Here is a 24,239-nt window from a genome sequence, read left to right on the forward strand (position 1 = left end):
GGTGTCGGACGAATCCATCAGCGTGCTGGTCATAGACGACGACGATGCCACCGTCGAGATGATTCGGATGGGCCTCGAAGCCGACGGCATGCGCGTCGTCGGAGCCTCAGACGGTGCGGAGGGAATCGACGCGCTTGAACGCGAGCACATCGATGTCGTGGTGCTGGATATCATGATGCCGCGCGTCGATGGCTGGATGGCGCTCATGGACATCCGAAACCACCCCGCGACGGCCGATACCCCCGTCATCATGCTGTCAGCCAAGACTCAGGACCTTGCCAAGATCCTCGCGTTCAAGCAAGGGGTGCAGCAGTACGTTACCAAGCCGTTCAGCATCCTCGAGCTCTCGGCCCGGGTCGAGAGCCTGGCAAAGCGTCACCGCAGAGTGAGCGCAGAGGTCGTGGGTGCCGGCGAGTCGGATTTTCGCAAGATCGCGGTGCGCAAGGGCGGACGCACGGTGCTACTGACGCTCGACGACATCATCTACCTGTCGGCCCGCAACAAGTCGACCTACGCGCATACGTACGAGAATCAGTACCTTGTGGACATGACGCTGGGCGAGCTCGAAGACCGCCTGCGTCGCGAGTCGTTCGCGCGTATCCACCGCAGCTATCTCGTCAATCTCAACCGGGTGAAGGAGATCTTGCGGGTGGACGGTGGCTACGTCGTCGTGGCCACGGATCGCGATGAGACCCACATCCCCGTCGCGCGGCGCCAGGTACGGCAGTTCCGCGAATCGGTCGGTATCTGATTCAAGAGCGGATGCGGTCGGCTAGTTCCTGAGCGATTGCAGTGGCGCAGGCAGTCTGCCGCCGCGCCGGGCGAAGATCGTTCCGGCCCATTGGTTCACGGGCATGACCGGCGCCTCGCCGAGCAGCCCTCCGAACGACAGCCGATCGCCCACGTCCTTGCCGATAGCGGGTATGAGGCGCACGGCAGTCGTCTTCGAGTTCACGACGCCGATGGCGCACTCGTCGGCGATCACACCCGCGATCGTCTCGGCGGTGGTATCGCCTGGGATGGCGATCATGTCGAGCCCCACCGAGCACACCGCGGTCATCGCCTCGAGCTTCTCGAGCGTCAGGGCGCCTGACTCGGCTGCGCGGATCATCCCCGCGTCCTCCGATACGGGGATGAAGGCCCCCGACAGCCCGCCCGTGCTCGACGTCCCCATGGCGCCACCCTTCTTGACGGCGTCGTTGAGAAGAGCGAGCGCAGCGGTCGTGCCGGGGCCACCGCAGCGACCGACCCCCATCGCCTCGATGATTTCGGCGACCGAATCGCCTTCGGCAGGTGTCGGAGCCAACGAAAGGTCGACGATGCCGCGCTCGACGCCGAGCCGCTTGGCCGCCTCGCGGGCGACGAGTTCGCCGGCCCGCGTAATCTTGAAGGCGGTTCCCTTGATGGCTTCGGCAACCGCGGTGAGATCGGCATCTTCAGCCAGGGCGGACACGATGGCGCGCACCACGCCGGGGCCGGAGATGCCCACATTGATGACCGCATCCGGCTCACCCGATCCGTGCACGGCACCCGCCATGAACGGGTTGTCCTCGACCATGTTGGCGAAGACGACGAGCTTAGCGCAGCCGATGCAGTCGCGATCCGCGGTGGCTTCGGCTGTCGCACGTACGGTGTGGGCCATCGCCAGTACCGCGTCCATATTGATTCCCGCGCGCGTCGTGGCGACGTTCACCGACGAGCAGACGCGCTCGGTGGTCGCCATGGCCTGGGGGATTGCTTCGATGACGCGCCGGCCGCCTTCCCCGATGCCCTTGTGGACCAGGGCGGAGAAGCCGCCGATGAAGTCGACGCCCACTTCCCGAGCGGCGCGGTCGAGTGCTTCGGCGAACGGAACCGCATCGGAGCTGTCGCACACAGCCGCCAGATCAGCGATCGGGGTGACTGAGATGCGGCGGTTGACGACCGGGATGCCGTACTCGGCCTCGATGGCGCGCGTGACCGGTACCAGGCGCTCTGCTGCGCGCGCGACGTGCTCGTAGACGTTGCGGCTGGCCACGGCGACATCGCGGTGCGCGCACTGTCGAAGCGAAAGGCCCAGCGTGACGGTGCGGATGTCGAGGTTCTGCTGCTGGACCATGAGCAGCGTCTCGACGATCTCCTCGGGAGTGATGTGCATGCGTCAGATCCTGTGCATGTAGCGGAAGACGTCTTCGCGCTGGAGGGTGATCTGCAACCCGATCTCCTCGGCGATGACGGCCAGCCGGGCCTGGAGCTCCTCGAAGGGGAGCTGCTCTTCATCCACGGTCACGAGCATGGTCATCGAGAAGATGCCGCCGATGATCGACTGCCGTATGTCCTCTATGTTGGCGTGGGATTCGGCAAGCACCTTCGAGACCGAGGCGACGATACCGACGCGGTCCTCGCCGAGAACTGACAGAATCGCTGGTGTACGCATGGTGGCTCCTCATGAGGGGGCGCGCGCCGTGCGCGCAGTATACTCGTTTCTACCGCATTATCGCGCGCGTGATGCACGTCTGATCGACGAAGGGTTCCCTCGTGGCAGTACCTATCACGCCGATTCACATCGGCGACATCGTGAGACTCAAGAAGCCGCACCCCTGCGGTGCCAATGAGTGGCAGATCGGCCGGGTGGGCGCCGACATTCGCATCGTGTGCCGCGGGTGCGACCGTTCAGTGATGCTCGAGCGCTACGAGTTCGACCGTCGCTTTCGCGGGTTCATCGAACGAGCTCAGGATAGGACCGAAGCGGGGGAGTGACCCGGGCCTTTGCGGCGGGAGCCAGCGCGCCCTCGAGGCCCTTGTAGTCCGGATGGCGTGCGTTGTTGAGCTGCACGTGGACGTGGTCACCGCCGTCCTTGGTGTAGTCGGCCAGCTGCAGGTTCTCACGATCAGAGAGCATGCGGACTGCGGCGATGCGCGTCACGCCAGCGGTCACCTCGTCTCCGGCCTTCACGCTGAGGTCATCCACGTGGATCATCACGCAGTCGATCGTCGGCGCTCCGAGCGGCCGGATGTGAATCTCGTAGTCATCGTGTGTGCCGTAGAGCTTGTAGCGCTTGACCTTGACGACGGTGCCGGAGACCGGCGCGAGCACGTCTGAGCCAGCCTTGGCTCCCACGTCGACCGCGGTGTCCGGCTTGCCCGGGCGGCTCCGCCACATGATGAGCGCACGACCGGTGAGCGCGGCGTTGGGAGCGCTCGACTGCTTCGACAGGTCGCGTTTCGTCGACCGGGCCTTCTTCGCCGCCTTCATGTCTGCGATGGGAAGGGCCAGCTTCATGCTGAGAGCGTAGGGATAGGACGCCTGGTGAAAGCCCATCTCGGTCAGGTCATCCAGTCGAACCGGGAGTCGTACCGTGACCGAGCCGCGCCGCGCGATGATAGGCGTGGGGTCAGCCACAGCGGCGGCACGCACGACCGTTTCCCCCGGCTGCGGCGCGCCGGTCCTGTTCGCGGGCGCCGGGGTCGGCGTTTCGCGCACTGCCGCCGCCGCGCTGTGCATCGGCAGGCTGGCGGCCTTCTCGTCAGAGGAGTAGCGCCAGCCCAATGCGAGCAAGGCGACGCCGATCACGGCGGTGACGACCACTGCCGTGCGCTGTCGGCGCGCTCGCTCACGGCGCCTGGCTTCACGCGCGAGGCGTCCCTGGAGGGCCAAGCCCGTGTCCCGCGCGGGGTACAGCGTGCGACCGCTGGCGCGGCATTCATCCTCATCGACCGGCTGAGGCGCGCGCGGATCGGGCTCGGGGTAGCGCACCTCAGTTGTGCTGAGGGTGCGGACCTCGCCGTCTCGCCTCAGGCCGGGGCGTGCTCTGCGCGCGGAACGTGTCATGGCCGGGGCCCTACGGCACGAGCCCTCAGGGACGGCGCGCGGTCGGAGAGAAGGCATCGGCCCCGCTCCGTGTGGGTTTGAGGGGTGTTGCTGTGCATGGTTCCCGTTCCTAGCAAGTGGCGCTCCATGACCGCCTACCGGTCTGTCAGTATAGACGCTGCGCGAGGGGTGACGCGCGCTCTCCAAACGCTTATCCTTACGCGGTGCTAGTGCCGGTACGGGGTGAGGCGCTCCGGGACATCTGCTGCGAGGGTGGAGATATGCAGAAACTCGAAGAGGTACTGCGGGCCGAGGAGGCTGCGCGGCGTACGGTCGCTGACGCCCGTGAGCATGCCGAACAGCTCGTGAGAGATGCGCGGGCGCAGGCGGGCGGGCTGCTCGAGTCCGCCCGGGTTGCCGCTGCGAAGGACGCTGCCCAGATCGCCAGCGAGTCGCGAGCACGTGCCGCCACGACCGCCGGTGAGATTCGTCAGAGCGCGGCGGAGAGCCTCGAGCTGGATCTGGCTACTGCCCGAACGCGTGAGGCCGCAACGGTCGAACGCATCATGCGGGAGTTGGTGGGCTAGCCGGCATGGCCATCGCGCGCATGCTCAAAACGACGGTTATCGGCCATCGGCCGGCCCTTCGCCACACACTCGCCGTGTTCCAGCAGCAGGGCGTGCTCGACGTCGTCGCCAATGAGTTCGACCTTCCAAGCGAGGAGATCGGACCCGAAGATGAGCGCCGTCTGCTCATCGACGAACAGCTGGCGGACGCCTCCTTCGTGCGTGACTTCCTCAGCAGATATCACACGTCCAACACGCCCCTCAAGACGTTCGTGACCGAGAAGTTCCATCTGAGCGAGGAGCGGTTCATCGGGCTCGAGTTTGACGCGCACGTACATCGCATCTACCGCGAGTGTGTGGCTATCGCTGACCGGCTCGCCGCCGGTGAGCGTGAGTGCGATCGGTTGCGCCAGTTGATTCATGACCTCGAGCCGTGGGGCGAGTTGCGACTGCAGATCTCACAGTGGCAGGGCACCGAGAGAACCATCCTGTTCGCGGGCACGGTGCCGGCGGCATCGGGGACCGCGATTCGGCAGCAACTGCGAGAAGCGGTCGGCGAGGTGACGGTCGAGGAGCTGGGACCCGTTGGGGATCGGCAGGCGTGGGTCGTGATCGTGTGTCACGCGGTCGTAGACGAGGTTCGCTCGGTACTCGCAGCCACCGATTTCGCCGACGTTTCCTTTCCCGGACTCGAAGACTACCCGGCAGAGGAGCGCGCACGCGCGCAGGCTACGATCGTTGAGTCGGAGGAGGAGGCCGAGCGGCTTAAGGAGCGCGCGGTGGAGCTCGCTCAGGGTCACTATGCAGCCGCAGTCGCGCTGGTGCGGGCGCTCGAGTCCAACCGCGATTCCCTGCTGCTGCACGAGAGTATCGCGGGGACCGAGCGGGCATTCGTGTTGCGCGGCTGGACTCGAGCGGCGTCGCGCGACGCTCTTGAGGCCGGCCTTGCGCGCTTCGGGGATTCAACCGACCTTACGTTCGATGATCCGGGCGAGGATGACGAGCCCCCGGTAGCACTCGAGAACCACTGGCTGATCCGCCCGTTCGAGTTGCTCACCGACCTCTATGGCAGACCGCGCTACCGGGGAGTCGACCCGACGCCCCTTCACGCACCCTTCTTCGTGCTGTTCTTCGGGCTGTGCATCGGTGACGTGGGCTATGGACTGATGCTCATCGGCGGAGCGCTCCTCATCAAGCATCGCCTCGATGTCACCGCCGGTGTGAAGCGCTTCATGGATCTGCTGGTGATCGGTGGCGTCGCTTCGATGGTCGTCGGGGTGCTGCTTGGCAGTTATCTGGCGCTTCCCGTAGACTCGCTGCCGCCGGCTTTGCAGTCGCTGCAGGTGCTCGATCCAATCGGCGACATACAGCAGTTCTTACTGTTCGCGCTGGCGCTCGGTGTGATCCAGGTGTTCTTCGGCGTGTTCATCGCGGCGTGGTCGGCGTTTCGCCATGGCGACCCTGAGTCGGCGGTCTTCGATCATCTATCCATCGTCTTCCTGTTCGTCATGCTGACGGTCACGGCGTTGGCGGGGGTTGCCGGTTCCGCCGATATCGTGCGCGCCTCGCTCATGCTGGGCCTCGTCGGAGCCATGGTGATGCAGGGCCGTGCCGTCCAGGCGGCCATGCGCGGCGATGGGGTGGCGAAGTGGGATCGGCTTGTGGGTATCATGTGGGCTGCGGTCTTCGTGGGCGGGATGGTCGTGTACGCACTGACCGGAGCGCTGTCAGCACTGTGGGTGGCGCTCGGTCTGTCGGTACTCGGACTAGCGGTCTCGAAAGCCGTGCGGCGCGGTGTGGTCGGCGTGCTTGCGGGCGCGTACAACGTCTACGGCCTTACCGGATTCGTCGGTGATGTCTTGTCCTACCTGCGCCTACCGGCGCTTGGGCTGTCCGGCGCCTTGGTCGGCAGCGTATTCAATATCCTCACCAGTCTGGTGTGGACCAGTGCTACGCCCCTGTTCGCGGAGGGCGGAATCGCGTGGCTCGGCGGAGCAGTGGTCGCCGTGCTGGCGGTCGCCGTCTTTGCCGTAGGCCATACGTTCAACGTCGTCATCAACCTTCTCGGCGCGTTCGTGCACCCGACGCGCCTTCAGTTCGTCGAGTTCTTCAGCAAGTTCTACGAAGCCGGCGGACGGCCCTTTGCGCCGTTCGGCTTCCGGACAGACGGTCTCGTGTTGGATGCCGGCGCAGCCGGCAAGGAGGGAGGAAGGGTCTCGTGAACGAAACCTTTCTCGGTATGGGCGGTACTCAGTGGGCGATGTTCGGGGCAGGCGTGGCGGCGATCTTGGCTGGGTGTGGCTCGGCAATCGGCATCACGTCGGCATCGACGGTGATTTCGGGGGTGCTGTCTGAGGACGACACCAAGTTCGGCCAGCTGCTGCCTCTCGCGGCGATGCCCGGTACGCAGGGCATCTACGGCTTCATCGTGGCCGTGCTCGTCATGGTCTTCTTCGACCTACTCGGCGGACGCGTGGACTTGCCTGCGGAAGCGGGCGTGGCGATCTTCATGGCATGTCTGCCAACGGGGTTCCTTGGGCTTGTCACCGCGATCTACCAGGGGCGCACGGCGGCCGCATCAGCGGGCATCATCGCCGCGGGAAAGCGCGCGCCGGCGCTCGTCTTCCCGGCGCTCGTCGAGACGTATGCCATCTTCGCGCTCATCATCACGATCCTGATGCTGCTCTCGTTGCAGCCGGCGTTCGGCAGTTAGGATCCAGACGTGGCACTTGCTGACATCATCGCCTGCATAGAGAGCGATGCTTCGGCCGAGGCCGAGGTCATCGTGGCCCAGGCCCGGGAGCAAGCCGCGGCCCTGCTCGCCGCCGCCGAGCACGATGCCGCCGCGTCCGGTGCGGCAACACTCGCGGGAGCGCAGCGCGCAGCGGAGTCCGAGGCGTCTTCGCTCGTTGCGGGCGCTCGACTTGAAGCTCGCGACGAGGCTGTTCGCGCCAAGCGGGACGTGCTCGTGGAGACGCTCTCGACGGTCATCGAAGCTATCGAGGCGCTGCCGGGCGACCGCTACGCGGAGTTCCTCGGTGGCCTCATCGGCGATAACGTCCGCGACGGTGACACGGTCGCACTCGCGGCCGCGGATCAGCCCGTGGCCGCACAGATCAGGCGCGTGGTCGAGCAGCGAGCGGGCGCGGTGACCCTGGAGTGGGCACCAGGGCCGGCCCCTTTGGAGCGCGGCGCCGCCGTGACCGGCCAGCGCACCAGTCTGATGCTCACGCCCGAGACCGTGGTCGAAGCGCGCCGTGATGAGCTTGAGCTCACCATGGCGGCATCTCTGTTCGCACCGGAAGGGGCGTGAGACCCAACCGATGGGCGTGATCGTTGACGAGTATCGAGCCACGCGTGATGGGATGCGCTTCGGGTTCGCGGTGGGCAAGGTGATGATCCTTCAGACCCGCCTGCTTGATGGGTCCGCATTCGAGCGGCTCATCGACGCGCCGAGCTTTGCGGAGCAGAAGCGCATACTCTCGGACACGCCCTACGGCAGCTTCCTCGATGGCGCCACCACCCCCACCGAGGTGGAGAACGCCTTGGAGGATGCGCGGGACTCCGCATATCGGTTCCTCGACGAGGCAGGGTTGCCCCCCGCCGTCGTACGCTTCTTCCGGGCACGGTTCGACTTTGCCAACCTCAAGGCTGCGCTCAAGGCGCGATCCTTGGGCGTCGGTCTGGAAGATCTGCTCGTGGGGCACGGAACCGTGCCGATCGAGGCGTTTGCGGGCCCACTGGAGAAGCTTCCCGAGCCCCTTGGCTCGACGGCCGCCAGACTCAGCGCAGCCGAGTCCACCGACGGCGGTCAAGCAGGACTGCTTGGCATGGACGCTGCGGTCGACCGTGTCATGTTCTCCAAACTCGGGGACGATGCGCGCGAGGCCAAGAGCCCCTTTCTGCGGGGGATCGCCGCGCTCTTTGTGGACATGGCCAACCTCAAGATCTTCGTGCGCGCACGCGCCGCAGGCCTGTCTGTCGCCCGTGTGTCCGAGGAGCTTCTCATCCCGGGTGGTACCGTTGCGATCAAGGAGCTTGCGCGCGCCTACCGCTTGGGTGATGCCGAGGCGTACCCCCGCCTCGAGAGCCGCCTGCGCTTGGAGGGGCGGCCGCTCTCAGGTGAGGCAGGCGTAGGTGACTTAGACATTCTCGTTGACGACGCACTTGTTGCGGCGGTGCGCCGTGAGCGCAGGCCGGAACCCGGAGCCGACGACGTCATCGCGTACGTTCTGGCCCGCGAAGCCGAGGCGCAGGTGCTGCGGGTGGCGCTGCTGGGCAAGATGTCGGGACTCGATTCGACCGCGCTGCATCGCCGCATCCGCGCGTCGCTCAGGTAGGGCAGGCCAATGGCTGGAGTGGCGATCATCGGAGATGCGACCAGCGTGGCGGGTTTTCGCCCGCTGGGTTTGGCCACCTACGCCGTCGAGGGACCTGACGAGGCGACCGCCGCGTGGGGCGAGGCGCTGCGCACCGCCCCCGCGATCATCTTCGTGACGGAGCCCGTCTACGAGATGCTCGCGGAGCTGGTCGCCGAGACGGCCGACCGACCGGTGCCGGCAGTGACTATCATCCCCGGCGTCGGTAGCGCCGGCGGAGTAGGGACCGTCAAGCTCGAGCGCGCCATCGTGCGCGCTTTGGGAACGAAGATGCCCGTTCGAGAAGAGGACGTCTGAAGTGTCTGAGCAGGGAAGAATCGTCAAGGTCGCGGGACCACTCGTCGTCGCGGAGAACCTCGGTCGAGCGAAGATGTTCGACCTCGTTCGCGTGGGCAAGGAAGGGCTCATGGGCGAGATCATCGAGATGAGAGGCGCTCGCGCCTCCATCCAGGTGTACGAGGAGACAGAAGGGCTCGGCCCGGGAGACCCCGTCGTGCCCACAGGCGCGCCACTCTCCGTCGAACTCGGGCCCGGTATGCTTGGCGCCGTATACGACGGCGTGCAGCGACCGCTCGACGCACTCGAGGCACAGGTCGGTGCGTTCATGGCCCGTGGCCTCGATGCCCCCGGTCTCGACCGTGAACGTGTGTGGGGGTTCTCCGCAACCGCGGCCGTGGGCGACAAGGTCGGCCCCGGAGACGTTGTCGGCGTCGTTCAGGAGAACGAGGTCATCGAGCACCGCATCATGGTGCCGCCGAACCTGTCAGGGACCATCGTGTCGCTCGTGAGCGGCTCCTACACGGTCGAGCAGCCCGTGGGGCGCGTGCGAACGGACTCCGGCGATGAGGTCGACCTGCTGATGATGCAGCGCTGGCCGGTGCGGCTCGCCCGCCCCTACGCCAAGAAGATCGCCGCCTCCGAACCGCTTGTGACCGGGACGCGCGTCATCGACACGTTCTTCCCGCTGGTCAAGGGAGGAGCGGGCTGCATCCCGGGGCCGTTCGGCGCGGGCAAGACGGTCACGCAGCACCAGGTGGCCAAGTGGTCCAATGCGCAGATCGTCGTCTTCATCGGGTGCGGCGAACGCGGCAACGAGATGACTGACGTGCTCATGGAGTTCCCGGAGCTCACCGACCCGTACAGCGGACAGCCGCTCATGAAGCGCACGGTGCTCGTGGCCAACACGTCCAACATGCCGGTGGCCGCGCGCGAGGCCTCGGTGTACACCGGCATCACGATGGCCGAGTACTTCCGCGACATGGGCTATGAGGTCGTTCTGCAGGCCGACTCCACCAGCCGCTGGGCAGAGGCCATGCGCGAGATCTCGGGCCGTCTTGAGGAGATGCCGGGCGAGGAAGGCTATCCCGCCTACCTCGGCACGCGTCTCGCGGCGTTCTACGAGCGAGCGGGCAAGGTCGAGACGCTGGGAGGCCCGTTGGCAGAGGGCTCCGTGACCGTCAGCGAGCCGGTGATGCACCGCGAGGCTGAGTGCACCCCGCAAGCAGCGACATGCGAAGTTCACGAGGGCGCGTGTCGCATGGGTTCGGTCTCGGTCGTGGGGTCGGTGTCGCCCCCGGGCGGCGACCTCTCGGAGCCGGTCGTGCAGAACACGCTGCGCGTCGTGAAGGTCTTCTGGGCGCTGCAGGACACCCTGGCGTTCCAGCGCCACTTCCCGGCCATCGACTGGCTGACGAGTTACTCGCTGTTCCTCGACAAGGTGACGCCGTACTGGGACGAGATGGTCTCGCCGCAGTTCCGCGGCCGCCGCGACCGCGCGATGTCGATCCTGCAGCGCGAGAGTGAGCTGGCCGAGATCGTGCGGCTCGTGGGCCTCGAGGCACTCAGCCCCGAGGAGCAGATTCTCATGGAGACCGCGAAGTCGCTCCGTGAGGACTACCTGCAGCAGAACGCGTTTCGCGACGACGACCAGTTCACCTCGCTCAAGCAGCAGGACTGCCTGCTTCACGCGATCCTGCACTTCCACGAGCGAGCGCTGCTGGCGCAGTCACAGGGCGCCGTACTCAAAGACATCTTCGAGTCCCCGGTACGTGAACACGTCGCGCGCGCCAAGTACCTGCCAGAGGAGCGCATCGACGAGTTCGACGCCATCATGTCCGAAATCGACACGCAGCTCGTCGGCGACATGCCCGACCAGGGCCATTCGCACGAGCCTGCCAGGGTGGGTGCTTAGTATGAGCCGCGAGTACATGACCACACGCGATATCGTCGGACCGCTGCTTCTGGTGGAGGGCGTCAGTGGCGTGACCTACGGCGAACTCGTGGAGCTGGAGTTCCCCGACGGGACCCGATCGATGGGCAACGTGCTTGAGGTCAACGAGGACCTGGCGCTCGTACAGGCCTTCCAGGGGACCCGCGGGTCGAACCCGTCCGAGACCAAGGTCCGCTTCCTAGGCCGCGGTCTGGAGCTCGGCGTATCCAAGGACATGCTCGGTCGCGTCTTCGACGGCCTTGGTCGTCCGCGCGACGGCGGTCCTGAGGTCATTCCCGAGAAGCGCGTGCCCATCTACGGTCAGCCCATCAACCCGATGTCGCGCGACTTCCCCGATGACTTCATCCAGACCGGCATCAGTTCGATCGACGGACTGAACCCGCTCGTTCGCGGTCAGAAGCTGCCGATCTTCTCCGGTTCGGGCCTGCCCCACAACGAGCTCGCCGCCCAGATCGCACGGCAGGCCGCCGTGCTCGAGCGCAGCGACGACCCCACGAAGGTCGGCCCGACCATGGAGGGCGAGTTCGCCGTCGTCTTCGCCGCGATGGGCATCACCTTCGAGGACGCCGACTACTTCATGCAGGAGTTTCGTTCGACCTCTGCTATCGAGCGAGCGGTGCTCTTCTTGAACCTGGCGGACGACCCCGCGGTCGAGCGCATCGCCACGCCGCGCATGGCGCTTACCGCTGCAGAGTACCTGGCTTTTGAGCTCGACATGCATGTGCTCGTCATCTATACGGACATGACGTACTACTGTGAGGCGCTGCGCGAGGTCTCGGCGGCGCGCAAAGAGGTCCCGGGCCGACGCGGCTTCCCCGGCTACCTCTACACCGACCTTGCGACGATGTATGAGCGGGCCGGGCGCGTGAAGGGCAGGAAGGGCTCGATCACGCAGGTTCCCATCCTGTCGATGCCCGACGACGACAAGACGCACCCGATTCCCGACCTGACCGGCTACATCACCGAGGGTCAGATCATCATGGACCGCAACCTCCACCGTTCCGGCATCTATCCGCCAGTTGCGGTCCTTCCGAGCCTCTCGCGTCTCAAGCAGAAGGGCATCGGTGGCGGCAAGACCCGCGAGGACCATGCAGACCTCTCCAACCAGCTCTTCGGCGCGTACGCGCGTGGCGTCCAGGCAAAGGAGCTGGCGGTGATCTTGGGTGAGGCCGCGCTGTCCGAGACGGATCAGGCCTACGTGCGGTTCGCAGACTCGTTCGAGCGTCTCTTCATACAGCAGGGCAAGCATGAGAACCGCAGCGTCGAGGAGACACTCACCCTGGGTTGGTCACTTGTGTCACTGCTGCCGCGCTCCGAACTCAAGCGCATCAAGGACGAGTACGTGGAGCGCTATCTGCCTGAGACGGCCCATGAGTATCGTCCGGGTGAGAGAGACGCCAATATGACGCCGGGAATGCCCGCGGGCCGCGACGAGAGTGGTGGCGGAATGGTAGGAGTGCGCAAGTGAGTGTCGCTCTGCTCGCAGTCGCGGCGCTGTTGTTCGGCGCCCTCGGGGTGCAGGTCGTCTACGCGCGCACGTTCGCAGCCCATGCCAACCGGACGACGAAGATCCTGTGGGGGCTCAACATCACGCTCTTGGCGGCGCTGGTGATAGGGCTCGCGTGGTACGCGTTCCAGCTGGGGGTGAACTGAGCCGTGGCGGGCATCCGCGTGAACCCGAACCGCATGGAGCTCCTCAAGCTCAGGCGACGGCTGGAGACGGCCAAGCGGGGGCACAAGCTGCTGAAGGATAAGCTCGATGAGCTTCTCAAGGAGTTCATGGCGCGCATCGCCGAGAACCGCCGTTTGCGCGGTGAGGTGGAGAGGACCTTGTTCGAGGCGTACGGGCTTCTGGCGATCTCGCGCGCCGAGGCGGGCGCGCCGGTCATCGCCCAGGCACTGCTCGCCGGTGAGCCCGCCGACCTGGTCTCGGCCGACAGTCGCAACGTCATGAGCGTGCAGGTGCCCGTGCTGACGCTTGGCGATGTGCCGACGGCACAGGGCTACAGCTACGCCACGACGCCGGCCCTGCTGGATGGGGCGCTCTCTACGCTGTCGGACGTCGTGCCGCGCATGGTCGAGCTCGCCGAGCGCGAGAAGGCGATCGAGCTGCTTGCGGCGGAGATCGAACTGACCCGCCGCCGCGTCAACGCGCTCGAGTACGTTCTGATGCCGCAGCTCTCTGACGCCGTGCGCTCGATTCGCATGAAGCTCGAAGAGGCCGAGCGCGGTGAACGCACGCGACTCATGAAGGTCAAGGATATGCTCGAGGAGCAACAGTGAAGGTCGTCGGAGGGCTGGCGGTGATCGCCGCTGGGGCGCTGCTCGCGACGGGCTGTGCGGGGCCTCCGGCCGCTTTGCCGGCCTCCGTTCTGGCCCAGGGCGTCGAGGCGGTACCCGAGAAGCATCCCAAGATGAGCGAGGAACAGCTGATGGCCTGCGGCAACTGTCATCGGACCTCGGATGCGCCAGTCAAGTGAGGCGGGGAGTCACTGCGAGGCACGGTTTGCACGAATCTCAGCCCAGCGGTAGCATTTTTGGAATCCCTATCCCGTCGAAAGGACCCACCTATGAAGAACCGCGTATCGTACCTTCTTCTCGCCGTATCGATCCTGGCCGTGAGTGCCTCGTTGGTGGGGTGTGGTAATAAGGCTCCTCAGCTGACCGCCGAGCAGTTGCAGGCCGGTGTCATCGGCAGCCCGCACCCGGTCAACCAGCAAGACGCCATGGCGCAAGGCTGTTCGTGCCACACGAACCAGTAGCCGGATAGGGCGAACGGGCTCAAGTCGCTACGGTGAAGTGCCGATTGTCCTTGTGTCAGGGACTTTAAGCCTCCTGATGGTTTGTAAGGGAATTCGGCCTCGTCGCCCGTGGCGCCCCTCCACTGACGAGTCCCGTTTCCGCACTAGACCCCGGCGTGAGACAATCGCCGGGGTCTTGCATATCCGGGGGAGTTCGTCTTCAGGGGGAGTAACGTGCCGGATCATCGCGTTGAGAGTACGAGCATCTTCAGCGCAGCAGGCGTTCCCGCCAGCATGGGCCCGTTCGATGCTCTGGTCATCGGCGCCTCGTTCGGCGGCCCCCCCGCGATCGAGGAGATTCTCGGCGGGCTGCCGCGGCGCTTCGCCCTGCCGGTTGCCATCTGTCAGCACATCACGCCGGGCATGACGCGCCCGTGGGCCGATGCCCTCACCAGCAAGTGCCGCGTGCGAGTGGTCGAAGCTCAGCCTCGCTCGCGGTTCGAGGCCGGGACCGTCTATCTGGCGCCTGCGGGGATGCAGATGCGGCTCACGAGCACCTCGCTCGGTCCGATGGTGAGGCTGGAGCCCGATTTCGCCGACTCGCTCCACGTGCCCTCGATCGATGTGCTCTTCTCCTCGGCGGCCAAGACCTTCGGGTCGCGCACGCTGGCGGTCGTACTCACGGGACTCGGAACCGACGGCACCATCGGCATGCTGCAGATTCGCCAAGCGGGGGGTTACACCATCGGCGAGTCGTCACAGACCGCGGCCTCCTACAGCATGCCGGGATCCGCCCACGATGCCGGAGCAGTCGTGCAGCAGCTGCCCCTGCACCGCATCACCGAGCGACTCGTAGAGCTCGCGAGCGTCACCTAGGGTCGCGCCGCGCTGGTTCGCCGCCTACCGGGTCTGGCCGGTGAACGCGAAGGACTCCAGTAGGACTGCCGGGACGAGCGAAGCCCCCTCTTCGGTACCCACGAAGTGCCGCTGGCTGGTGACACCCGCGCAGAAGCGGAACGCGCGCACCATCGGCTGGGTGAAGCGCAGGTTCTTCAGGGGACGCGTGAGGCGGCCGTCTTCGATCAGGAAGGTGCCGTCACGCGTCATGCCCGTGAGCGTCACCGGAACGGGGTCCTCGACGTTGACGTAGTGGAAGCGCGTGACGTAGACGCCACGTTTGACCTCGCCGATGAGCTCTTCAAGCGTGGACTCGCCGGGCGCCATCTCCAGGTTCAGGGGCATGGGGCCGTAGGGGTTGGGGGCGGGGAGCGCGTGGCCGGTGTTGGGCCATCCGGTCTTGGGCGCCCAGTAGGAGTCCGTGACAGGGCCCAGCGCCACCCCATACTCGATGAGATCGGTGGTCTGCTTGGGCACGCCCTCGTAGTCGAATGTCGCTCCCATGGCGTGCTCAGCGAGGGCATCATCGGTGATGGTGACGAACTCGCTCATCACGTCGTCTTCGATGTGGTTTGAGAGGAACGAGCGACCTTCTGTGTAGGCCTTGGCCGAGAAACCGACATAGGCGAAGAAGTCCATGACATCCGCGACCGCCTCGTGGCCGAGTATCACGGGATAGGAGCCGGCTTCGAGGTCCGTCGGGTCGGTACTGCGCAGGGCGAGTTCAGCGGCCTGCAGGCCCAGGGCGGCCGGATCGAAGACGGCCGCGTCGCGGGACAGGAAGCTTGCCCAGCCACTTCCGGTCTCGCCCGCAGACAGGACGGTGGCCTGCGCGCCGGTGATGGCTTGGCCGACGTCGATTCCGTGGCTGTTGGCCACGGCGATCACGTGCTCGGCCGAGCGCACCTTTCCTGCGGCGGACAGGCCGCGCTCGGCAGACGCATCGACTATCGCGCGCACGGCGCCGGCCCGAGCCTGCGCATCAAACTGCCGGGTGGAGTCGCACGCCCGCTGGGCCGCGACGGGGGTGACTGGTTCGGGCAGCCCGGGGAAGCTTGGATCCGCAGGCGCAACGCGTGCCGCAGAGACCGCGGCCTCGCAGCACGCCTTGAGCGATGCATCGTCGAGCCGGTTCGTGCTGGCCACGCCGATCTGCTTGCCGACCACAGCGCGTATGCTCACGAGCGCGTCGGTCGAGGCGACATTCTGGTTGATGCGGTTGTTTGCGAACCGCGTCAGCGCACTCGATTCGGCCACCACGAGGGCTTCGGCCTCATCGGCCGCGGTCATCCCGACGGCAGCCTGCGCCAGTGCCCGAGCCTCATCCGGTGTCATCATCTACTGTCCCACCCCCACCTGAACGCCACGGAAGCGTGCGGGGGAGGCCCCGTGCGCCACGTGAGCCGTCTGCATCGGTTCGCCCTTGCCGCAGTTCGGCAACCCCCAGACCTGCCAGTGGTCAGCCGAGCACACCGCGTCGCAGCTAGCCCAGAACTGAGGGGTGATGCCCGTGTAGTTGGGCATGCGCACCATCCGTCCGAGCTCGCCGTTTACGATCTCCCAGCCGATCTCGCAGCCGAACTGGAAGTTCAGGCGCTTGTCATCGATGGACCACGAATTGTTCGTCTCGACGTAGAGCCCGGTTTCGGTGTCGGCGATGAGATCGTCGAACGCCCAGGTACCCGGTTCGAGCGAGATGGTGGTCATGCGCACGAGCGGGATGCGGTTCCACCCATCGGCGCGTGCGCAGCCGTTGCTCGGGCGACCCATCTCAGGGGCGGTGTCGCGTGACGACAGCAGTCCCGTGAGGATGCCCTCGGTGACCAGTAGGTCGCGCTGGCCGGGAACTCCGTCGTCGTCCCAGCCGAAGCTGCCGAGCGATCCTGCGACGGTCGCATCCGCACTCACCGTCACGTGCTCAGAGCCGTAGCGCAGGGAGTCGACGTCGCTGATGCCGACCCATGACGTGCCGGCAAACGCCGCCTCTTCGCCCAGCACGCGGTCGAGCTCGGTGGGGTGGCCGATGGACTCGTGCACCTGCAGGCCCATCTGCGAGCCGTCGATGATGAGGTCGACCGTGCCGGGGGTGACTTCGGGTGCAGTCAGCAGTGCAGCCGCCTCACGAGCGACCCTCGGTGCGGTGCCGACCAGGTCGAGACCGGCCACGTACTCCCATCCGGCCTGACTCCACCCGCCGCCGTGCGAGTTAGGGTAGGAGCGGCTGACGACGTCGCCGTCGGCCACCGCGTGCGCGACGATGCCCGCGCCGGTTTCGTACCAGCTCTGTTCGGTGAAGGCGCCCTCGGTGGAGCCGAGCCACTTGCGGAAGCGGTACGAGCCGCAGCTGGCTTTGGTGATCGAGACCGCGGGCTCGGCGCGCAGGGCTTCATCGGCGGCGACGAGCAGCGCGAGCTTCTCCTCGAGCGGCACGGTGAACGGGTCGACCTGGCATGGCCCGGCCCACGTCCCGCGCGCCGGCTCCACCGGAGAGAGCCGGACCGGTTCCCCGCCGACCAACGCACTCGCGCGGGCAATCGCCGTGGCCTCGCGCGCGACCCGGGATGCTTCATCGCGGGTGACGGTGCGGCTTGCGGCGAATCCCCACGCTCCGTCCACGAGGACACGCACGCCCAGGCCGAAACTGTCTGAGCGATCGACGCCCTCAAGGCGGCCGTCGGCCACCTGCAGCTCCTCGCGCGACGAGTCCACGACCCGGGCGTCCGCGTACGATGCTCCTGCGAGCCGCGCTGCATCCAGCGCGGCCTCGATGATCTCTCGCATGTGCCCTCCGTGATCTTCGCTCGGTCGGTTCGGTTGAAGCGCACACGGCTCGGATAGCCGTGAAGCACCTCGCAAGATGTGGTGGATGTCGCCCCGGGCTTTCCCCCGAAAGCCCGTCACGACGATAGCAGGTTCGCGGTTCAGTGGGTACGCGAAACGACATCCGATATCTCGATGTCGAGTTGAGGTTCAGGGGCGCACGTCCGCGTAGCCAGCGATGATGTGGCCGAGTCAGGCGAAAACACGAAGGGGCGCAGCCGCGGGTTGCCGGCTAGCGGGCGAGGTTCCCGAGGGCTGCGGTCGGTGAGACACGAGCGCCAGTCGGGGCGGCGGTGCGGGGGTTCCAGGGATACCGACGGGCACCGGCGAAGTCGCGACGGTCGGCGAGCTTGCTGATCTTGACGAAGTCGCCGGTACGCGGGGCGTGAATGTAGTAGCCGCCGCCGACGTAGATGCCCACGTGATGAATGGGCGATCCGAAGAAGACGACATCGCCCGGGGCAAGCGCTGCGGCCACGACCTTCTCGCCCAGCAGGAACTGCGAACCGGAGTAGTGCGGAAGCTTGACGCCATGCTGGCGGAAGACGTAGAGCACGAGGCCGGAGCAGTCGAAACCGCTGGGCTTCTCGCCGCCCCACAGGTACGGCACGCCGTGGTAGGCGAGTGCGGTCTCGACCGGGCTTCCGGGGGTGACGACGATGCCGCGGTCGTTGGCGCTCGACAGTACCTGCGCCAGCAACTCCGACTCTTCGATCGAACGGCGAGCGGCCTCGGAATCGAGCAGCTCGAGCAGGTCGGTCTTGGCGTCGGCGAGCATCTGCTGACGCTCCTGGATGCGGATCATGACCTCGATCTGCCGCGCCTTGAGTTCGAACTCCAGGGAACGTGCGACGTCCTGCGACTGGTGGAGCGCGGCGACCTGCGACTCCAGGAGATCCTTCTGGCCGTTGAGCGACGCGGCGATCTCGGCGTCGCGGATGCCGATGGTGTTCAGGAACTTGACGCGCGACATGAGGTCGGCGACCGACTTGGAGTCGAGCAGGACCTCGATAGCGGCGAGCGAGCCGTCCTTGTAGATCGACTCGGCACGCTCGCCGAGAATGATCGACTGCAGGTCGTAGGCCTCCTGCGCACGGCCCAAGTCGACCTCCGCCGTCACGACGCGCTGCTTCATCTCGGAGAGTCGGTCAACCGCTTGGTTGTACGCTTCGCTGGCGATCTCGAGCTCGCGGTCGAGGGCGTCGAGCTGGGCCATGAACTCGTCGAGGCGCTTCTGGCGCTCGGCCAGCTCAGCCCGGAACTCCTCGGTCTCACCATCGGTGGCGACGTTGAGCTCAGAGCCCCTTGCCGGCGGCTTGCGAGTGGGTGCAGGATCGGCGGGGGCGGGATTCGCCGGCTTTGCAGGCGTGGCGGGCTTGGTGGGGGTCGTGACCTCAGGTGCGGGATCAGGTGTGGCGGTGGCGACGGGCTCAGCGAACGCAGGTACGGCGCACAGCAGGGCCGCCACGGTGGCGAGCGCTGTTGCGCGACGTGCGAGCGATGCGATTCGTGCCGCGTGCATGAGCCTTCTTTCGGTCACCGGACCTACGCTTGCGCAAGTCCCAACTCGTTTGTACTCCCTTTATCGGGCATAGACGAGTCCAACATCCGATTCTACATCGAATCTGCGTCTTCGGGCGCGAGCCTGGCTCGCGCTTGAGCCGACTTGCGCCGACACCCTAGGGAGTATGCAAAACAGGTGCCGAGTCGGCGGAGGCCGTGATCATGCGGTGAGTACGCACGATAGTCGCCGTCTGTCGTCCCTGCAACGCCGTTCGCGGGCCGTTCGACTACGGATGGGCGCCGTTCATCGGCGGACCGATTCTTTATTGCTCATCCGCGTAGTAACATAAAGCAAGAAAGGGCGCGGCGTCCTACCCCGGGGCAGGTCGACGCAGACGGCCGCGGAAGCGGTTCTCGCACCCTTGAAGGTAACCGAGCGTGGGGTAGGCACAGCTTGACACCGAGTAGCGGCCACATCGCTGCTGATTGCGACGCGCATGTGCGCGGCGCTTCTTCGTCTTCCCAGAGGGTCTGGTCCTTTGTCGTCTTCGGGCTGCTCGTGGCTGTCTTGGTGGCGGGTATCCTCATCAGCTCAAGGACCGCGGTGGCTGCCCCCGACGGATACTCGTACTTCCCGACCGCGAGCGCCACAGACGGGAAGATGCTCGCCATCGCCGGGCCGAACCTGCAGACGCTCTCGGGCACGACGATCACCGTGAGCTTCTCGGTGCCCGCCTCCGAGACGACGTTCACCTTCGGGTTCTTCGATGGAGCGGTCGATACGCCGTGGGAATTCGGCGCCACCCCGGGACTTGAGACCTCGTACACTGTGTACGCCGATCCGTCGGGCGTGGGAACCGGCACGGTGGTGGTGGCGGAGTATCGCAGTCAGGACATGCTTGCGGACGCGTGGTCGGATTTCACGCTCACCAACACGGCCACTGCCCTGACTCCGTCGGGTCGCTACTTCTACAAGGTCGTCGCGACGGTGCAGACGGCCTCAACGGCCGTCAATGACGTGAACGCGTTCAAGTTCAGGGTGAAGGGCTCTACCTACATCACGCCGCTCGGCACGTTCGGCTACTTGGGCGCGTACTATCAAGACGTGATCTATCCGAACTATCCTGCTTTGACTCCGACGACGTACGACGGGAACTGGGATTTCTACGTTCGCATCCCCCAGGGCAACACACGTTTCGATGTGTGGGACGGTGACTTCGACCTGTCGAACGTCAACGGGACGCCAGGCGACACCGATGACCCGAACACCCCGTCCACGATTCCCACTTGGTCGACGGCGGTCGCACTCGCCGAGGCGGCTCGCCAAGGTGCGCCTGCCGACGACAACACCCCGGGCAACGTGTACCTACGACCTCCGAACATCCGCTACACCGTGTATGACCCACTGGGCAACTCTTACGAGAACCTCAACCCCTCCGGCGGCACGGAGTGGGAGCTCTTCCGCGTCGACTCGACCACGACCGACACAGCGATCACCGACTACTACGCGAGTGAGATTCCCGCAGGTCTCTGGCGGGTGTCCGTCACCGGAGTCGATCTGCACAACCTGAACGCCCTCCGCTTTGAGCATCCGATCATCGGTGTGGACGCATCGGGGACTCCCGTCGAACCGGAGTTCCCGTACGCCATCGGAGACCGTGTGTGGCTCGATGCGAACCGTAACGGCGTGCAGGACTCTGGCGAGACGAGTATCGGAGCGGCTGTCCTTACCTTGCGAGACAGTGTCGGCTCGTTCATCGCCACGACAGCCGCAGATGCAAGCGGCTTCTACCGCTTCACGACGCTGCCTGGCACCTACACGGTCGACATCAACGATTCGGCCAACTACGTTTCCGGCGGACCGCTTGCGGGACTACTGGCGACCACGGCGCGAACACAGTCAGTGGTCATCACTTCGACGAACAACTTGACGCTCGACTTCGGACTCGCGAAGGGGGCCGCTCTCGTCGTGGACAAGGTGCGCGCGGCATCGTCGCCTGCGACGGCGGCGATCGGAGATGTGACGACGTACACGGTCACGGTCTCCAACGTGGGCAGTGCAACCGCCCACAGCATCGTCGTTACGGACACGATCTTCGGATCGGACCTCGAGTACGTGGCTGGCTCGACAAGCGCGGTTTGGAGTAGCGGTGCCACTTACACAGCGGTCCCGACCTCGCCGACCGCGAACACGCTGCGTTGGGACTTCGGATCCGGCTCCCAACTGGCGACGGGGACGAACCTCACTCTCACCTACCGGTTGAGGGTCAAGCCGGGGGCCACATGGGGGGCGAAACCCGACACCGTCACGGTCGGCGCGAAGGATGCGTCGGGCACGGCAATCGCACCCGACGGCAGCACGTGGATTCCGGCTGACACGGATCCCGATGACGCCGACCCCGCGAGCGTTTGGGTGACCGTGCCCGAGCTTCGGGTCACCAAGGTGCGCTCGTCTGCAGACGCGACGATTCAGGCGGGCCAGGTGGCGAGCTTCACCGTGGTCGTCTCGAACGTCGGCGATTCGCGGGTGCCGACGGTCACGTTGACCGACCTCTTCCCGAACGCGAATCTGACGTACTTGTCGGCCGCTCCTGCACCAACGGTGGTGGCGAGTGGGAGTCTGACGTGGGCCAACCTCGGAGCGCTCAGTGCCGGTGCGCAGACCACGGTGACGATCAGCTTCAGCGCGTCGTCCTCGCCGGTCGGGTTCTCAGCGGTGGATACGGCGACGGTGTCGGCGACCACGGACATCAACGGCCGACCAGTTCCCGGAGTCAGCGCTACGGCGTCGGTCGCGATCACGCGTCCGAGCCTCACGGTGACGAAGGTGCGGTCATCCGCTGACGCGACCATCCAGGTCGGCCAGCCCACGACCTTCACCGTGGTGGTCCGTAACGACGGCAACACGCGCATCAATACGGTGCCGGTTTCTGATGCATATGACGTCCGCTACCTCACGTACACGACCGCGACGCCTGAGCCGCCCGCGACAGTGTCGACGCTCACCACGTATGCGGTGGCAACGAGTGACACGGCCGGTACATGGAGCAACGACGCGAACTCGCTCGGGTCGACGACGGGGAACTTCGCCACGTCCGGGAATCCGCCGTTCGAGATGTGGCAGTCGTTCTCTCTGCCGTCGAGCGGGGTCAGCGCGATCACGTCCGCGTCGGTCAGCGTGCGAAGCCGCGCCTACAACGGGTGGGGTGCGTCGTACTACCAGTCGGCCGTCGCGTCCTCGGCGACGCTCAGGCCAACGAGCGATGTGCAGACGAACGGGACGGTGTCCGGTGGCAGCGGCACGTCTACCTCGCCGTGGTGGGACGATGTGGATGAAGCAACCGCCAACGACGCCGACTTCTACAGCGCCGATGCGAACAACTCGTTCGTGATTTTCGGGTACGCCGCACCGTCGTTCGTACCGACGAATGCAACGGGTATCGACGTGACCGTCTACTGGCGGAGCCGAGACGACGGTGGCAACAACGGCGGCAACGCGGGAGCTCCGCGTCTGCGGGTCAACGGTGCGAACTACACCGGGACCTCAGGTGACTATCAGACGGGCACGTGGACGAACGGCTCGCAGACGTTCGGCACGAATCCGGCCACCGGGGCCGAGTGGACTCGCGACGACGTCGTCGGTACAGGCGCCAACGACCTGCAGGGGTTCGCGTACGGCACCACCAATGATGCGAATCCCGACATCGAGGTCAGCCAGTGCTACGCGATCGTCACGTACAGCTATCAGCCGCTGTACACCAACGATGACACGTGGGCGATCGAGTACTCGACGAACGCCGGCACGAGCTGGAGCGCAATCACAACACCGTCAGCATCGACCGAGAGCACGGCGACGGAGCACGTCGCTTCTCTGTCGGGGATCCTTACGCCAGCAAACTCGGCGAACTTCCGCGTGCGCGTGAGGGGCGCGGTAGTCGGCAGCGCCGACGCAAGTGGAGTCGTCGACTGGGACCGCACTCAGATCGATCTCGTGTACGAGGCGCCTCAAGCCAACGACGGCGTGCTTGACTGGGATGACGTCGGCCCGCTGAATCCTGGCGAGCAGACGACGCTCACCGTGAGCTTCGTGGCGTCAGCAACTCCCGGCGGCAACCACTCCACCGTCGACACCGCGACCATTGGCGCGACGACTGACGTGTTCGGCGATGCCCCGGTCACCACAGCCGGTACCGCGTCTGTCGCGATCACGCGTCCCGGCGTTACCGTGACCAAGCAGCTCTCGGCGTCGCAGCCGACCACTGTGGGCATCGGCTCTGCGGTGCGCTTCGACGTGGTCGTGCGCAATACCGGGGACACCACCATCACGTCTGCATCGCTCGTCGATACCTGGTCGCCCACCTACCTCCAGGCAGTGACCAGTTCTCCGTCGGCGAATGCGACGGGGTCCGGGGTGGCCACATGGACGAGTCTGCCTGCAATTCCGCCGGGCGGCGCCACGACCGTCACTGTCGAGTTTGTGTCCCTTGCCGTCCCGCCGGGTGGCACGACCACGAACCGGGCCACGGTGACGGCGACCGACATCTATGGGGATCCGGCAGGTACGTCCGTGAGCCAGGCGGCGATTGGGATCGTCAATACCCAAGTCACAGTAAGCAAGATCCGAAGCTCGATGGATGCCACCATCGTGGTCGGACAAGACGTCACCTATACAATAGTCGCGCGCAACACGGGTACATCCATCCTCACGACGGTGCCTGTCTCCGATACGTTCGAAGAGGCGTACCTCGATTACAGCTCGGCCATTCCTCCGCCCAGTAGCACCTCATCAGGATCACTCGTCTGGAACAACCGCGGTCCCTTGAACCCCGGCGAGCAGACGACGATAACCGTTACCTTCACCGCGCAGGCCCCTCCGCCGGGGGCGGTGACGACGGATACTGCTACCGTCAGCGGGGCCAGGGACAGTAACGGCTTCGTCGCGGGAACCGTGTCGGCGTCGGCGTCTGTCGCTATCGGCGCCCCGGACCTGCAGATCACGAAGGTCCGCTCAAGTGGCGCCACCGCCACGGTGGGCGACGCCGTCAACTGGACCATCACCGTCACGAACTCGGGCAACGCCACGGCGACACCCGTCACCGTGACCGACACCTGGACGGCGGGACTCGCGTACTCGTCCGCCACACCGGCCGCCGCAGCATCCGGATCGAACAACGCCACCTGGACGATCGCGGCGCTGCGCTCCGGCGAGACCACCACCATCTCGCTCGTCACGAGTGTCACGGCAGCACCCGGCCTGACCACCAACACCGCCGGCGTCACGACCCCGAAGGACCCGACCCCGCCGCCGCCATC

General features: G+C 66.0%; 21 protein-coding genes and 1 pseudogene. 16 read left to right on the top strand and 6 right to left on the bottom strand.

The genetic code is table 11. From position 1 onward, the window contains the following. Nucleotide 1: 1 nt before the first annotated feature. The gene (locus U1E26_06645) at nucleotides 2-751 is read left to right on the top strand and encodes a LytTR family DNA-binding domain-containing protein (protein MDZ4169317.1); all 750 of its coding nucleotides are present in this window, start codon (nucleotides 2-4) and stop codon (nucleotides 749-751) included. Between the two features lie 21 nt (nucleotides 752-772). Here the strand turns inward: U1E26_06645 and U1E26_06650 are convergent, their stop codons facing one another. Together U1E26_06650 and U1E26_06655 are read right to left on the bottom strand one after the other, a co-directional pair. After that, on the bottom strand, nucleotides 773-2,137 hold the full coding sequence (locus U1E26_06650; GenBank protein MDZ4169318.1) for a PFL family protein: 1,365 nt from the start codon (nucleotides 2,135-2,137) through the stop codon (nucleotides 773-775). Nucleotides 2,138-2,140: 3 nt separating this feature from the next. Then, complete coding sequence (locus U1E26_06655; protein MDZ4169319.1) at nucleotides 2,141-2,416, bottom strand: ACT domain-containing protein; 276 nt, start codon at nucleotides 2,414-2,416, stop codon at nucleotides 2,141-2,143. Nucleotides 2,417-2,517: 101 nt separating this feature from the next. Between U1E26_06655 and U1E26_06660 the strand changes: the two genes are divergently transcribed. Continuing rightward, nucleotides 2,518-2,739: a DUF951 domain-containing protein gene (locus U1E26_06660; protein MDZ4169320.1), complete on the top strand. Its 222-nt coding sequence runs from the start codon at nucleotides 2,518-2,520 to the stop codon at nucleotides 2,737-2,739. Here U1E26_06660 and U1E26_06665 read toward each other — a convergent pair. Then, a complete protein-coding gene (locus U1E26_06665; GenBank protein ID MDZ4169321.1) occupies nucleotides 2,699-3,811 on the bottom strand; it encodes a M23 family metallopeptidase in 1,113 nt (370 codons plus the stop codon). The genes U1E26_06660 and U1E26_06665 overlap by 41 nt on opposite strands. A gap of 260 nt (nucleotides 3,812-4,071) precedes the next feature. Here U1E26_06665 and U1E26_06670 point away from each other — a divergent pair, with 260 nt between their 5' ends. The 13 genes and pseudogenes from U1E26_06670 (at nucleotide 4,072) to U1E26_06730 (ending at nucleotide 14,582) form a co-directional block, all read left to right on the top strand. After that, nucleotides 4,072-4,377 carry a hypothetical protein gene (locus tag U1E26_06670; protein MDZ4169322.1) on the top strand — a complete coding sequence of 102 codons (306 nt, stop codon included), beginning with the start codon at nucleotides 4,072-4,074 and terminating at the stop codon, nucleotides 4,375-4,377. A 5-nt stretch (nucleotides 4,378-4,382) separates the two neighbouring features. After that, on the top strand, nucleotides 4,383-6,578 hold the full coding sequence (locus U1E26_06675; GenBank protein ID MDZ4169323.1) for a V-type ATPase 116kDa subunit family protein: 2,196 nt from the start codon (nucleotides 4,383-4,385) through the stop codon (nucleotides 6,576-6,578). Further along, entirely contained in the window at nucleotides 6,575-7,069 is a 495-nt protein-coding gene (locus U1E26_06680; GenBank protein ID MDZ4169324.1) for a V-type ATP synthase subunit K, read from the top strand. Before U1E26_06675 ends, U1E26_06680 begins: the two co-directional genes overlap by 4 nt. 9 nt (nucleotides 7,070-7,078) lie before the next feature. Further along, entirely contained in the window at nucleotides 7,079-7,669 is a 591-nt protein-coding gene (locus U1E26_06685; GenBank protein MDZ4169325.1) for a V-type ATP synthase subunit E family protein, read from the top strand. A gap of 10 nt (nucleotides 7,670-7,679) precedes the next feature. Further along, complete coding sequence (locus U1E26_06690) at nucleotides 7,680-8,696, top strand: V-type ATPase subunit (GenBank protein MDZ4169326.1); 1,017 nt, start codon at nucleotides 7,680-7,682, stop codon at nucleotides 8,694-8,696. A 9-nt stretch (nucleotides 8,697-8,705) separates the two neighbouring features. Further along, nucleotides 8,706-9,032 carry a V-type ATP synthase subunit F gene (locus U1E26_06695; GenBank protein ID MDZ4169327.1) on the top strand — a complete coding sequence of 109 codons (327 nt, stop codon included), beginning with the start codon at nucleotides 8,706-8,708 and terminating at the stop codon, nucleotides 9,030-9,032. A gap of 1 nt (nucleotide 9,033) precedes the next feature. Continuing rightward, entirely contained in the window at nucleotides 9,034-10,926 is a 1,893-nt protein-coding gene (locus U1E26_06700) for a V-type ATP synthase subunit A (protein MDZ4169328.1), read from the top strand. A 1-nt stretch (nucleotide 10,927) separates the two neighbouring features. Then, nucleotides 10,928-12,322: pseudogene (locus tag U1E26_06705) on the top strand (V-type ATP synthase subunit B). Nucleotides 12,323-12,429: 107 nt separating this feature from the next. Then, complete coding sequence (locus U1E26_06710) at nucleotides 12,430-12,618, top strand: hypothetical protein (GenBank protein ID MDZ4169329.1); 189 nt, start codon at nucleotides 12,430-12,432, stop codon at nucleotides 12,616-12,618. 3 nt (nucleotides 12,619-12,621) lie between these two features. Beyond that, nucleotides 12,622-13,248 carry a V-type ATP synthase subunit D gene (locus tag U1E26_06715; protein MDZ4169330.1) on the top strand — a complete coding sequence of 209 codons (627 nt, stop codon included), beginning with the start codon at nucleotides 12,622-12,624 and terminating at the stop codon, nucleotides 13,246-13,248. After that, on the top strand, nucleotides 13,245-13,445 hold the full coding sequence (locus U1E26_06720; GenBank protein MDZ4169331.1) for a hypothetical protein: 201 nt from the start codon (nucleotides 13,245-13,247) through the stop codon (nucleotides 13,443-13,445). The genes U1E26_06715 and U1E26_06720 overlap by 4 nt, the downstream gene beginning before the upstream one ends. Before the next feature lie 90 nt (nucleotides 13,446-13,535). Beyond that, a complete protein-coding gene (locus U1E26_06725) occupies nucleotides 13,536-13,727 on the top strand; it encodes a hypothetical protein (GenBank protein ID MDZ4169332.1) in 192 nt (63 codons plus the stop codon). Nucleotides 13,728-13,940: 213 nt separating this feature from the next. Further along, nucleotides 13,941-14,582: a CheB methylesterase domain-containing protein gene (locus U1E26_06730; protein MDZ4169333.1), complete on the top strand. Its 642-nt coding sequence runs from the start codon at nucleotides 13,941-13,943 to the stop codon at nucleotides 14,580-14,582. A gap of 24 nt (nucleotides 14,583-14,606) precedes the next feature. Here the strand turns inward: U1E26_06730 and U1E26_06735 are convergent, their stop codons facing one another. From U1E26_06735 to U1E26_06745, 3 genes are all read right to left on the bottom strand, one after another. After that, nucleotides 14,607-15,941, bottom strand: coding sequence for a TldD/PmbA family protein (locus U1E26_06735; protein MDZ4169334.1), 1,335 nt, complete (start codon nucleotides 15,939-15,941; stop codon nucleotides 14,607-14,609). After that, entirely contained in the window at nucleotides 15,942-17,384 is a 1,443-nt protein-coding gene (locus U1E26_06740) for a TldD/PmbA family protein (protein MDZ4169335.1), read from the bottom strand. A gap of 271 nt (nucleotides 17,385-17,655) precedes the next feature. After that, a complete protein-coding gene (locus U1E26_06745; protein MDZ4169336.1) occupies nucleotides 17,656-18,945 on the bottom strand; it encodes an NlpC/P60 family protein in 1,290 nt (429 codons plus the stop codon). A gap of 435 nt (nucleotides 18,946-19,380) precedes the next feature. Between U1E26_06745 and U1E26_06750 the strand changes: the two genes are divergently transcribed. Beyond that, nucleotides 19,381-24,239, top strand: a 4,859-nt coding sequence (locus U1E26_06750) for an SdrD B-like domain-containing protein (GenBank protein ID MDZ4169337.1), incomplete at its 3' end; no start/stop codon positions are given.

This window comes from Coriobacteriia bacterium, assembly GCA_034370385.1.
Lineage (GTDB): Bacteria > Actinomycetota > Coriobacteriia > Anaerosomatales > PHET01 > JAXMKZ01.